The 12,149-nt window shown below is 41.9% G+C and carries 11 protein-coding genes; 3 read left to right on the top strand and 8 right to left on the bottom strand.

Annotated features, from left to right (window positions below; genetic code table 11):
• Positions 1-15: 15 nt before the first annotated feature.
• Complete coding sequence (locus CRO16_RS12540) at positions 16-513, bottom strand: YkgJ family cysteine cluster protein (RefSeq protein WP_097056728.1); 498 nt, start codon at positions 511-513, stop codon at positions 16-18.
• A 26-nt stretch (positions 514-539) separates the two neighbouring features.
• Between CRO16_RS12540 and CRO16_RS12535 the strand changes: the two genes are divergently transcribed.
• Positions 540-1,268, top strand: coding sequence for a class I SAM-dependent methyltransferase (locus CRO16_RS12535; protein WP_097056727.1), 729 nt, complete (start codon positions 540-542; stop codon positions 1,266-1,268).
• Positions 1,269-1,274: 6 nt separating this feature from the next.
• Positions 1,275-2,051, top strand: a complete 777-nt coding sequence (locus CRO16_RS12530; RefSeq protein WP_097056726.1) for a membrane metalloprotease — start codon at positions 1,275-1,277, stop codon at positions 2,049-2,051.
• A gap of 156 nt (positions 2,052-2,207) precedes the next feature.
• On the opposite strand, the gene CRO16_RS12525 is transcribed toward CRO16_RS12530, so the two are convergent.
• The 4 genes from CRO16_RS12525 to CRO16_RS12510 all read right to left on the bottom strand — a co-directional run bounded on the left by CRO16_RS12525 (position 2,208) and on the right by CRO16_RS12510 (position 10,031).
• Positions 2,208-3,845 carry an amidohydrolase gene (locus CRO16_RS12525; protein WP_097056725.1) on the bottom strand — a complete coding sequence of 546 codons (1,638 nt, stop codon included), beginning with the start codon at positions 3,843-3,845 and terminating at the stop codon, positions 2,208-2,210.
• A gap of 78 nt (positions 3,846-3,923) precedes the next feature.
• Positions 3,924-5,060, bottom strand: coding sequence for a hypothetical protein (locus CRO16_RS12520; RefSeq protein WP_097056724.1), 1,137 nt, complete (start codon positions 5,058-5,060; stop codon positions 3,924-3,926).
• Between the two features lie 206 nt (positions 5,061-5,266).
• Positions 5,267-6,991 (bottom strand): TonB-dependent receptor, encoded by a 1,725-nt coding sequence (locus CRO16_RS12515; RefSeq protein ID WP_097056723.1) that lies wholly within the window; start codon positions 6,989-6,991, stop codon positions 5,267-5,269.
• Positions 6,992-7,010: 19 nt separating this feature from the next.
• The gene (locus CRO16_RS12510) at positions 7,011-10,031 is read right to left on the bottom strand and encodes a tetratricopeptide repeat protein (RefSeq protein WP_097056722.1); all 3,021 of its coding nucleotides are present in this window, start codon (positions 10,029-10,031) and stop codon (positions 7,011-7,013) included.
• Positions 10,032-10,230: 199 nt separating this feature from the next.
• Here CRO16_RS12510 and CRO16_RS12505 point away from each other — a divergent pair, with 199 nt between their 5' ends.
• Positions 10,231-10,914: a cell division ATP-binding protein FtsE gene (locus CRO16_RS12505; protein ID WP_097056721.1), complete on the top strand. Its 684-nt coding sequence runs from the start codon at positions 10,231-10,233 to the stop codon at positions 10,912-10,914.
• Between the two features lie 183 nt (positions 10,915-11,097).
• On the opposite strand, the gene CRO16_RS12500 is transcribed toward CRO16_RS12505, so the two are convergent.
• From CRO16_RS12500 to CRO16_RS12490, 3 genes are all read right to left on the bottom strand, one after another.
• Positions 11,098-11,388: a plasmid stabilization system gene (locus CRO16_RS12500; protein WP_097056720.1), complete on the bottom strand. Its 291-nt coding sequence runs from the start codon at positions 11,386-11,388 to the stop codon at positions 11,098-11,100.
• Entirely contained in the window at positions 11,389-11,625 is a 237-nt protein-coding gene (locus tag CRO16_RS12495; RefSeq protein WP_097056719.1) for an addiction module protein, read from the bottom strand.
• A gap of 232 nt (positions 11,626-11,857) precedes the next feature.
• Positions 11,858-12,097 carry a YgjV family protein gene (locus CRO16_RS12490; RefSeq protein WP_097056718.1) on the bottom strand — a complete coding sequence of 80 codons (240 nt, stop codon included), beginning with the start codon at positions 12,095-12,097 and terminating at the stop codon, positions 11,858-11,860.
• Positions 12,098-12,149: the final 52 nt, after the last annotated feature.

Raw genomic sequence — 12,149 nt, 5'->3', positions numbered from 1 at the left:
AATCATCCTAAAGAACTAACTCTTCAAGGCTCTGCGTTTCATCTCCTCTACAATCCTAAACGCCGCCGGGCAAATAGCGACATTCTTCATCGTGAGATTGGAGATCTTGTGAAAGTCTTTGCGGTTGGTGTGGGGGAATTCGCTGCAGGCTTTTGGCCGCACGTCATAAATGATGCAATAATTATCGGGAGCAAGAAAAGCGCAAGGCACTTCCTGCAGTACATAATCATTGTCCTCATCTATCCTGAGATATTGATCGATAAACTGCTGCGGCTTTAACTTAAGGTATTTTGAAATGCGCTCAATGTCCTTATTGGTAAATAGAGGGCCCGTAGTTTTACAGCAGTTGGCACAGCTAAGGCAATCGGTTTTTTGAAATTCTTCTTCGTGCAGCTCCTGCATTTGAAGATCCAGGTGGCGCGGTGGCTTCTTTTTAAGCTGCTGGAAAAACTTCTTATTCTCCTTATGTTTATCTTTGGCCCGCTGCGGGAGCCCATCTATCTCTTCCTGCATGCTGCAAATATAAACAGAACCCACAAGTGAGCAAGCTAAAAAATGATCCCGATATCTTCGGAAAAGCTATAAAAGCATTCTTTGAAAATGGTGATGACGAGGAAATTACTGTCCACTCGCCCGACTTTGATGATGATGTGATCCCGGTGCCTTACCTCTTTAGAAGCTATAAGGAAATGCCAAAGCTGGAGCAAAAAGCTTTGCAACTATGTCGCGGAAAAGTTTTAGACGTAGGTTGTGGTGCCGGTAGCCACGCTCTTTACCTTCAGGAGGAGCGAAATCTTGAGGTAAAAGCAATTGACACATCTTCGGGAGCAATAGAAGTATGCCGTAAACGCGGAGTTACAGACGCAAAAATTATCAATTTTGAAGACCTTTCCGAAGAAAAGTTCGATACTATTCTTTTACTCATGAACGGTACTGGTATCGTGGGAAAAATGCGTTTTTTAGATAATTTTTTCCGGCAGCTGAAGAATCTGCTGACAATAAATGGACAGGTCCTGATCGACTCCTCGGACCTTATTTATCTTTTTGAGCAGGATGAAGATGGTGGGGTTTGGGTTGATACCTCCCAGGGTTATTATGGGGAACTTACCTATCGCCTTAGTTATAAAGGAGAAACTTCAAAAGATTTTCCCTGGTTGTATCTTGATTTTGATTCCTTATATTTAGCAGCAGCTAAAAATGGTTTTGAGTGTGAAAAAGTTTTCGAAGGGGACCACTATGATTACCTGGCAAAACTTACTTTAAAGTAAAAATGAATGGCAAGAATACTATTTAAACTTACCTGGTTCTCTTCACTTATATTAATACTTCTTACAGGTTGTTCTACAGATGAATCTGATAAAGAGGAAATATCACACCGCAATGATCTGGTTTTAGGAGCCTCTGCCAGGGATTTCCTTAGCGACGAAAAATTTACCGCCCTTGAGATAGAGATCGTTTACGTCACAGGCTTTGAACCAACTCCCGAAGCGCTTAGTAATCTAAAGATCTTCCTGAACAAATATCTCAACAAACCAGACGGAATCACTATAATAACAAGGGCAGTGGCTTCACCCAATTTTGGCACCTATACCCTGGAAGAAATTATTGCTCAGGAAAAAACAAACAGGACCAGCTTCTCAAGTGGAAAAACCCTGAGCACTTATATCTTTTTTGCCGACGACAAAAGCGTAGACAGTAATGAAGACAAAAAAATCATTGGAAAAGCCTACAGGAACACCTCAATAATTGTTTTCGATAAAGAAGTGTCTGAAATGTCCGGATTTTCTATATCCCGGAGCGAAATTCAGACTACTGCCTTACACCACGAATTCGGTCATCTTTTTGGTCTTGTAAATAATGGTTCCCCCGCTCAAACTCCCCATGAAGAAACTGAAAAAAGTAAAAAAGCGCATTGTATTGTTGATGGCTGCCTTATGGCCGCATCAATAGCTTTTGGCTCTTCCCCATTCAGTTACCTCGAAGATGGAGAGAATATTGTTGACTTTGATGAAAAATGTCAGCTTGACCTTAAGGCTAATGGAGGAAAATAACCCCGCAGGGGTTATTCAAGGTTTAAGGTTTAAGGTTTAGAAAAATTCAAAATTAATTGGTAATTAAAACGCCCTATAAAAATCTTCTTTTTAAAGGGCGTTTTTCATTAGTTCTATATTTTACTGCTCAAACTTATTAAAAAAACTGAACACTGATCACTGAGCACTGAATACTTTTTTCCCTCCTAAATAGGTAGCATTAGCTTTCATTTCAGGGATTTCAGCTTCGGGAACTTCCATAAGATCTTTGTCTAAAATGACAAAATCGGCAAACTTTCCCGGTTCTATGGAACCTTTTTCATCTTCTTCAAAGTTGCTGTACGCAGCCCAAATGGTCATCCCGCGAAGCGCTTCTTCCCTGCTCAAAGCCTGCTCGGGCATGTAACCACCTTCGGGATAATCTTTAGTATCTTTTCTTATAACAGCAGCGTAAAATGTCAAAAACGGACTTACTTTTTCTACCGGAAAATCTGTTCCTAATGCAATTATTCCTGCCTGGTCCAACAGCTGCTTATAGGCATAGGCTCCTTTCTCTCTTTCAGGTCCCAGCCTGTCCTGCGCCCAATACATGTCACTGGTGGCATGAGTAGGCTGTACAGAAGGAATTATATTCTTGCTGAAATATTTAAAATCCTCCTCGTCGATAACCTGTGAATGCTCCACTTTCCAACGCCTGTCCCCTGCATCTGCAAGTAAAGAGTCATATGTCTTAAGAACAACCACATTTGCAGAATCTCCAATTGCATGGGTGTTCATTTGATACGGAGAGGCAGCAATTCGTGCAGCAGTTTCCTTGAATTCGGCTACTGAAGATAACAGCGCTCCAAAATGGTCGTGCTTGTCTGAATAAGGCTGCTTTAAAGCAGCACCGCGGGAACCAAGGGCACCATCTGCATAGAATTTTACGGAGCGCACATTCAGCTTATCTGTCTTTAGCGGCTCTTTATCCAGGAAATAATCCAGATTGTCTTTGGTGTTGCTAATCATGGCATAGATTCGCACATCCAAAGCTCCAGCCTGTTGTAAACTGTCGATCAATTGGATAACCTGCCTGTCAAGACCTGCATCGTTTATGGTAGTTAGACCATACTGAAAAACCTCTTTTTGGGCATCCAGCAAAGCAGTGATCTGATCTTTGGTACTTGTAGCGGGTACGGCATTTTCAACCAGGGCCATCGGATTGTCTACAAGGATCCCGGTGAGTTTTCCATCCTTTACCTCTATTTCACCTCCTTCGGCAGGAGTGTTTGGTGTGATGCCGGCAGCATCGAGAGCTGCCTGATTCGCTAATAAGGCATGTCCGTCAATCCGGGTGATCGCAACGGGAGTATCAGGAAAAAGTGCATCTAAGGTATCCTTAACCGGGAATTCCTTCACCTCCCAGTCATTCTGATCCCAGCCGCGACCAATAATAAATTCGGAATTCTTCTGCTTCTGAAACTCAACGATCCTGCTCACCACTTCTTCAAAGCTTTTGGTTTCGGTAAGATCAACTGCCTGCAGGTTCATTCCCTGCCCATAGAAATGCGCATGTGCATCAATAAGTCCGGGTAGAATGGTTTTGCCGGCGGCATCTACTACTTCAGTGGCGTCATATTTTTCCTGAAGCTCTTCAGATGTACCTACAGCAAGAAATTTTCCGTCTTTAATGGCGACAGCTTCCGCAGTAGAAAACTCCTCATCTACCGTATAGATCTTTGCATTGATCACCAGCAAATCGGCAGCTTCTTTACTGTTGTTGTCACAGCTAAAAAAGACCCCTATACTCAGGATCAAAAAGAGTAATTTTTTCATGATTTTAATTAAGGTTTGGGTAAAAATAGAAAATGCGCCTCAATTGAGACGCATTCTGTTATACTTTGTTGCTATACGTTAAAACCAGCCGGATACCGTTTCTCCAATGGCACTGCGTATTTCTGGATTAGCACCTGCTGCAAGGGCGATAGAAACGAACAGCCCGATCATTGCAGAGGAGAAATCCCTGAAGATCATCTTTCCTGCTTTTTTGCGGTGTTTCCTTCCTTTCTTTGTTCTTGCAAGGCTTATTGCAATCTCTCTACCTCCAATAACCCCAAGGAAAACCCAGGTGGTACTCATAGGCACAGTACTTATAAAAAGTTTGTAGATCAACAGGATTACGTAAGTAGCATCGATTAGAGTTGCTGCACGAATGTCTGAGATCCTCGCTTTTTCACTTACTACTTCCTGGATCTTGTCCCCTCTCAGATAAAAGAGTAAACCAAGACCTGCAAAAATAGTGGTGGCAAAAATGATGAATTCGGTAAGGCTTTGGGTACGGGGCAGGTAAACTGCAATGTTCGCACCATCCTGCATTACCCAAACTCCCCAGAGCGTACCGCTTACAATCCACTGGATTGCTGTCCAGGCATTGTGGGTTTTACGGCTCTTGAAATATTTTTTGATGGTGTTATAGGAAAGATACCACACAAGGAAAGACAGGATAAAGGCCATGATATAACCCGACCATGACTTCCATACTACCGAAGTAATTCCAGAAGTATCTGCACTAAATACACTTAAAATGAGGAAGGTGGTTGATACCGGCATACGCATTCTGGTAAGGATAAGCAGGACCAGTGGAGCGATGATCTGGAAAAAGCCAAAAGTTTCGGGATGCGGGTATTTACTGTTCCCATCTGAATCCAGTAATCTTTGATAAGTAACATCTCCGTCGAAGTAAACCCAACTAAAGGTGACTACTGCAAGGAAAATTACACCAACAAAAAGCCATAGTACCCACCATTTCTTATTCTTGTTGCTTTCAATAAAGGTTCCCAGGGATTGAATACTGTCGTTTGCAACTGTCGCATACGCAGCAAAAAAGAAACCCAGCCACATTCCTGCCTGACCATACCCGGTGAGAATTCCTGCCAGCACGAGGCCTACTATTACGATGGCGAGGAAAGTCTTTTCCTGTACCATGAAATCGAGGACGTTCAGATAAGGTCTGTTCCTCTTCGTCCGGTTGAACTTTTTATTTTTTGCCATTTGCTATTTAATAGATTTCAAAATTTGGAAAAATAAACGGTTTTCGGCTTCTTCTTCCGGATTTTTTTCTGGCCGCAAAAGTAAATACTCCAAAAAGATCCAATGTTACCTTATTGTTAAGGTTTCTTTACCCGGATCTTATTCATGCGTAAAAAATTAAAAAGCCGGTTTAAAAACCGGCTTTTTAAAAGGTATGGAAGTTCTAATTATCTTCTTCCAAAGTCGAATTTATAGGTCGCACCGGCCATTACCTGCAGACCCATTACCGGGTAATTTTTCCATTTTTCATAATTATCACCCAACAAATTATGACCACGGGCAAATATGGATAACCTGTCATTGAACCTGTATCCCAGGTTAGCATTGAGATCTATATAACCATCAAGATCAACAACCTCAGGTGAAGGAAGTTCATCCAAAGTTCTTACATCATAAAGATTGGCATCTTTTCTTTCTCCTACCAAAAAGAGATTTGCACCGGCAAACCACTTTTTAGTGATCTGCCAATCCATCATCAGGTTGGCTTCGTATTCAGGCAGGTTCCATGCCTCCTCCTGTTCACTGGTATCATAAACAAAATAGGTGGCATTTAACCGCAGATTTAAATTGCGTCGCACATCAAAGTTTAGTTCCCCAAAGGCAGAAACAGTGTTTACCTGATCATAAACCACATTAAAGGAATTTCCGAAGCTATAATTTTCCAAATTGGAGGCAGAAACTACTGGATTAGAAATAATAAGCGGCTTAAAATCTTCGGCCGTATAATTTGCCCGTACATTGTAACCAACACTGTTGGAAAGCTTTCCTTTTGCCCCTACATAAGCGTCATATTGCCTGTCTGTTGGATGGATTTCCAGGGTAGGTGAAAGAAAAGGATTATGTTTTACAAATTCATAATAGGTGTTTTGACGCAATTCTCCTTCCAATCCTGCATAACCAATAAAATAATCCCCGGCCATACGGTAACTGGCAGTCACCTGCGGATAAACATATATTCCGCCGTCACTGTTCTCAGAATCCAGGCTGTAATAGATAGCAGCCCCCAGATTTAGAGTAAGATCATCTCTTAGGACCAATAGACTTGATTCCAACCCGGTGTTGAGGAAACTGTAGTTGATCCCTTCTCCGGTGAAGTAATCACGCTCAAAACTTCCGTTTACATAATCAAGCACAAGGTTGGTGTGGAAGAGCTCTCCTCCAATGGGCAGTTCCAGGGTTGGCTTGATCTTAAAACGATGTTCTGCAGAACTGTAGTCATCTCCAAAGTATCTGTAATTTGCTTCAGCCCTGTCAAAAAATGATTTATCAAGGTTGATTTCCCCACCCACATTAACACTGTAGTAATTATGTTGTGGATCTATTTCCTCGATTTCTGAAGGAAGTGAAGATGGGACTCCATACCAGTTATACTGCTGATGTTCGGCACCAAAATCCATATTCCAGATTAGGTTTCGGTTTCTGGAGGAGTAATTCAGGTTGAGTTCAGTGTCATAATAATGATCATCAAGCACCACATCGTCGATTCCTCCCTGGGCAGAATTGTGGTTCAGGAAAATTCCGAAGTTATCTGTGCGATTCACCTCTATATTGCTGTAGAATTCCGCAAGAGCACTGGTGTAGGTTCCAAAGCCAAGTGTAATATAGTTATCATACAGCTTTGGCGGCCTTTGACGTTCAACAGTTGCCGCCCTTCCTTTGGCCGGCGAAAAGGTGGAAGCCACAGGTACCGAAAAAATACTGTATTGCACCGGCCTTTTTTCAAGGCTCACTGAATCTGATATTTTTGGCAACTCCCTTATTTTGGGAGCATCACTTACACTTGGGGTATATGGTTTCACCACTTCTACTGTTTCGCTTCCCAGATCCTGGGCGAAGGAGAAGCCGGTGAAAAATAAGAACATGATCAATACACTTAATGAGTTGATTTTCATGGGAAGGCTTTTACGTATATTAATTGTTGGTTTCAACTGAAGCGTTTGTTTTGGCTTCCTGGGCTTTTATTCTGGCCAATTCCTGCTTAGCCTCCTGTACTACATCGGGGAACTGTGTGAAATTCTTGATCACATTCTCCAGGATATAGGTGGCCTGGTAAGCATCTCCCAGCGCATAGAAATTCTTCGCCATCAACACCAGTCCTTTTGCACCGTAAAGCTTGTAGCCGGAGTAATCTTTTGCCAGTCGTTGGACCACATCATTTGAAGCCTGGTGATTACCCGCTTTATGCTTGAAATAAGCATCATAATACAAGGCTTCTGCAGCAAGTTCTCCTTTAGCAGTTTTTTGTACTTCGGCATAAGCACGTTTTGCCCTGTCTTCATTGCCGGTACGCATAGCAGCGCGCGCAATGATCACCTGGGCATCATCTTTAGCAGCCTGCTCTGCATCGGGATTAGCCAAAACCTTTTCGGCATAGGTAACTGCTTCTGAATATTTCTCACCTTCAAGATAGGATTTCATAAGATTAGACTGCGCAAAAATGGTGTTTTGAGGATAGGATGCTTCCTGCTCCAAACGCTTTAACAGAGGAATCGCCTCAAAATAGTTCCTGTCTTCAAGGTAAACTTCTGAAAGTCTTGCCAGGGACTGCTCAAGATATTCTGAAGCCGACCTGCCAATCACATACTTGTAATGCGGAATACTTTTTTGCTTATTTCCTTCCCTAAAGTACAATTGTCCCAGGTAGAAGTTAGCCTGCACGGAATGTATTCCGTTAGGGAAAGAATTCAGGTATTTTTGAAGGGCAGTAATTGCAGCAGCGGTGTTGTTCGCCTGGTACTGCTTCTCTGCGGATTCAAAAGTGGTGTTATCAAGATCGGCATCGGTAACCTCTACGAAGTCCAGATTTTTAACCCACGCGGCATACTCATCTGTTCTGCCCATATCTACATAAATGAGACGGGCGGTACTTACTGCCTGTACAGCTTCAGCCGAATTAGGATAATCGGCCACCACTTTTTTCAGTTTATCCAGCGCCTGGTTGCCCTGGTCATTGTTATAATAAATTAGTCCCTGTTTCAGCAAGGCCTGAGGTACGAACGGGCTGCCGGGAACATCTCTTATAAGCCTGTTGTAAGCCTCCATACCCTGGGAGGTATTTTTCATTGCTACATAGGTATTCCCTAATTCGTAAGCTGCATCATCCCTGTAAGGGGAACGTGGAAACTTCCGAAGAAAATCGGTTAGCTCCTGAATTTTGGTGTCGTTACGCTGCACAAAACCATAGCTGATGGCTTTTTGAAAAGCTGCATAATCATTCTGGGAACCATTAAGCGCAATGGCTGAATTATAAGCTTCCATCGCCGGCCAGTAGCTGCTGTTCACGAAATGACTGTCACCAAGGCGTACATAAGCATCAGTTCTTCTAGACTTCTCCTTTGAGGCGTCTTTGGCATAACGATTAAAGAATTCGCCAGCTCTTCCGTAATCCTGCTGCTTGAAATAGGCATAGCCAATATTATAGTCGAGATTTTCTTTTTCTGAAGCGCCCTGCGCCCCACTCATTCCGGCGAATTCCCGGTAACCTACCAAAGCTTCGGGATAATTCCTTAGATTGAAATCACTTTCGGCTTTCCAAAATGTTGCAAGGGCTGTAAAACGTGGATCGCGTCTTTCGCTTAAAGCCATGTCAAAATATTCACTCGCCTCACGATAATTACCTTCGTTAAATAACTCAATTCCGCGGTAGAAAGCTACCTGTTGGTACACTACATTATTCTGAAAGTTTCGGTTCCCCTTCAGCAAACGCATGGCTTCCTCATAATTTTTGGAAGTAATAAAGGAATTCACCAGCAATTCATTGATCTCATCTTTCGCCGGAGAATTGGGATATGCCTCTAAATAATCCATCAACACCTGTGGGGTGCTGGCGTAGCTGTTCCCAATTTCGTAACTGAGCTTCGCATAATTCAAGGCAGCATCTGCTTTGATCTCTGCATTGAAATCCATTTCACTGGCATTCTTAAAGGCATTAAGCGCCTGTTGCTTTTTGTCTGTTTTTAGGTAAGACTGTGCAAGGTGATAGTAGGCATTTTGTGCTACCGCATTTGAACCTCCAATGATCTTATTAAATTCTGAGATCGCAGCTTCAAAATTTCCCTGCTGAAAGTAAACATAACCCAACTGGTAATAATCGGTATTGTTCCACTTTCCGCGCTCGCCCTGGTATTCCTTTAAATAAGGTATAGCCTCTTCATATTGTCCAAGATTAAAATAGCTCTCCCCAATGATCTTGTTGAGTTCGGACTTATCCCGGCGATCGGCTCTTGGGAGCTGCTCCAGCCCCAGCCTGATGGCTTCTTTAAAATTTCCCTGTTTGAAATTCATATCTGCCTGGAAATAGGAAAGATCCTCTTCATAGCGCTCATTGCCTTCTACCTCTTCAAATAAGGCATTCGCCTGCTCGTAATCGTCCCCTTCATAAGCCATAAAACCTAAGTAATATTTTGCCTGTGCGCCATACTCCTTAGAGTCTTTCACTTTATTCAAATATTCCCTGGCCTCTTCGGGTTGATTGGCGCGGAAGTACGCATAACCATTATTGAAATAGAACCGCTCCTTTTCTGCTTTACTCAGGTTTCTCTGGTCAACAGTATCATACCATTTGCGCGCAAGGGAATATTTCCCGGTTTCAAAATAGTAGTCGGCAACATCCAGGAAAGCTGCATTGGTCTTGGTGCTGGTAGGATATCGCTGCACGAAATCCTCCATGAGCTTATCGGCCCCAGGTTGATTCAATCTTATGGCAGCATTTGCAATGTAGTATGCACAATTGGCTTCAATTCTTTCGTCGTCCACCTCATCCTGTACTTCATCAAATAAAGCCTGGGCGGCAAGATATTGCTGATTGTTATAAAGATCCAGCGCACGGTGATAATCTGCCAGCTCATTCGTTTGAATTGCAGATTGTTGAGAGTACCCGAAAAGCGAAAGGAAAAGTAAAACGACAAACAGGCAGGTTTTGCTATGTTTCATTCGTAGGTATTGTTTTGTTGATGATTCAAAGATATAAGAAACTCTTAGGTAATAACGCCCATCTTGTAAGATAAATTATACCTTCCCGTTAAATGAAACTTAAAATTTTCTGCATAAAAATTCATTAGAAGAAAAGCAACACAAGCGATATTATTTACGTTCACTTTCTTACTTTTACCTCTCAAAAATGTGATTTTTCATGTCTCAAACAGTTCTGTATCTAAAAGACGCTGCCATTTATCAACGCGAAACTTTAATTCTTTCTGAAGTCAATATAGAGATCCAAAAAGGGGAATTCGTTTACCTTATTGGAAAGACCGGAACAGGGAAATCCAGTTTTATGAAAACCCTCTACGGGGATCTTCCGCTTACCGAAGGGGAAGGCCAGATCGTAGATTACGACCTGCGCACCCTAAAGGAAAAGGATATTCCATTTCTTCGCCGAAAATTAGGCGTGGTGTTCCAGGATTTCAAACTGCTGAATGACAGAAACGTCAATGATAATTTACTGTTCGTGCTGAAGGCTACCGGCTGGAAAGACAAAGCTGCGATGGATAATAAAATTGAGGAAGTCCTGAAAAAGGTAGGAATGGGAACCAAAGGTTTTAAAAACCCGTATCAGTTATCGGGAGGTGAGCAGCAAAGGATCGCCATCGCGAGAGCCCTTCTCAATGATCCCGAACTTATTCTGGCCGACGAACCCACCGGAAACCTGGATCCGCAGACCTCGGTTGAAATTATGGAGGTCCTGCAAAACATCAGCAAGAACGGAAAGACTATTCTTATGGCCACTCATGATTATGCGCTGTTGCTTAAGTATCCGTCAAAAACCCTCAAGTGCGACGGACAAAAAGTATTTGAAGTGGTTCAAAAGACCGTCTAAAGACGGAAATTCAGGATTCAAAATTCAAAGTTCAGGATTACCTCTTTGGAAAATGTCACACTGAGCCAGCGACTGTAGGGAGCGACGGTCGAAGTGCTCTATGTCTGAAAATTTCATATTTTAAAATGGAGCTTAATATTACCGCCTGAGGTATTTTCTAAATTAAAAGGATTAAGAATTCCTTTATTTTTTCTTTTTCCCCGGATCTTGCCAGGTATTGAAAATAGAATAAACTATAATATTATTTTCTATTAGCTCATAAACGATCAGAAAAGGAAATCGTTTTAAAAATGCTTCACGATAGGGTTTTCTTTTCTGCGGAAAATGCTCAGGATTAGAGATAATTCTGTCGAAATAAACATCAAGATGAATAAGAAAATCTTCTCCAAGTCCCGGCCGTTTCCTTTCATAGTAGAGATAGGCTTCGAGAATTTCAATACTTGCTTCCTCTTTTATATTTAAAGAAAAGGGCATTTAGGGTTTGGCTTTTCTGGCGTTCTGCCTCACCTCATCCCAGGAAAAGGATTTACTGTGACCACTATAATGCTTTTCTCTCCGGCAGTCTAAAATCTCATATTGCTCCTCACTTAATGAAGGTTCGTGCGCTTCATTGTGATAAGTTTCTGCCAAAGCTTCAATCATCTTTAGAAGCCTCACATCTGCTGTATCTACATACTCTTTTACCCTATTTCTTAAATCTGACGAAGCCATTATCTTTTAATTTACTATCTTAAAAATACGACTTTTTCATCGCTTATAACTTCCCTATAAAGAAATAAAAATATGGGAGCCCCACATCCCTTGGGAAGGTCTCCCTGTAAAAGTAGTTGTGCTTATAATTTAAGCACAAAAAAACCTCCCAAAAACATCATTTTTGGAAGGTAATATACTTTGCAAACCCTAAACTCGTACTTCTAATTTCGTACTTCTACCTTTTTAAAATCTAGCTTTCACTGTTCTTACGGTTAATGAAGAGGTAGTAGATATTGATCAGGATAATTGCTCCATTCGTGATGGTGATGGGCCAGGAATCGAGTAGAAATCCATAAATAACAAATAAAAGGCAGCCCAGGCTGTTAATGTACCTTAGAGTAGTGATGTTTCGCATAAGGAAGGACAGCAGCAAAACTAAAGATGCTAAATAGCCAATCCACTCCACATATGATATTCCAAATAATTCCATAATTAATTCAATGTTCAAAATTCAAGACTAGGTGTTGCACTCATAATTAGAA

Origin of the sequence: Salinimicrobium sediminis (assembly GCF_900215295.1) — a bacterium.
GTDB lineage: Bacteria > Bacteroidota > Bacteroidia > Flavobacteriales > Flavobacteriaceae > Salinimicrobium > Salinimicrobium sediminis.
Note: the sequence above shows the minus strand (reverse complement) of the source record. Positions and strands in the feature narration are given on the sequence as shown.

Excerpts from the sequence above, each read along its gene's own strand:
- CRO16_RS12540 (WP_097056728.1), bottom strand. The coding sequence starts at position 513 with ATGCAGGAAGAGATAGATGGGCTCCCGCAGCGGGCCAAAGATAAACAT.
- CRO16_RS12530 (WP_097056726.1), top strand. The coding sequence starts at position 1,275 with ATGGCAAGAATACTATTTAAACTTACCTGGTTCTCTTCACTTATATTA.
- CRO16_RS12525 (WP_097056725.1), bottom strand. The coding sequence starts at position 3,845 with ATGAAAAAATTACTCTTTTTGATCCTGAGTATAGGGGTCTTTTTTAGC.
- CRO16_RS12520 (WP_097056724.1), bottom strand. The coding sequence starts at position 5,060 with ATGGCAAAAAATAAAAAGTTCAACCGGACGAAGAGGAACAGACCTTAT.
- CRO16_RS12515 (WP_097056723.1), bottom strand. The coding sequence starts at position 6,991 with ATGAAAATCAACTCATTAAGTGTATTGATCATGTTCTTATTTTTCACC.
- CRO16_RS12510 (WP_097056722.1), bottom strand. The coding sequence starts at position 10,031 with ATGAAACATAGCAAAACCTGCCTGTTTGTCGTTTTACTTTTCCTTTCG.
- CRO16_RS12505 (WP_097056721.1), top strand. The coding sequence starts at position 10,231 with ATGTCTCAAACAGTTCTGTATCTAAAAGACGCTGCCATTTATCAACGC.
- CRO16_RS12500 (WP_097056720.1), bottom strand. The coding sequence starts at position 11,388 with ATGCCCTTTTCTTTAAATATAAAAGAGGAAGCAAGTATTGAAATTCTC.
- CRO16_RS12495 (WP_097056719.1), bottom strand. The coding sequence starts at position 11,625 with ATGGCTTCGTCAGATTTAAGAAATAGGGTAAAAGAGTATGTAGATACA.
- CRO16_RS12490 (WP_097056718.1), bottom strand. The coding sequence starts at position 12,097 with ATGGAATTATTTGGAATATCATATGTGGAGTGGATTGGCTATTTAGCA.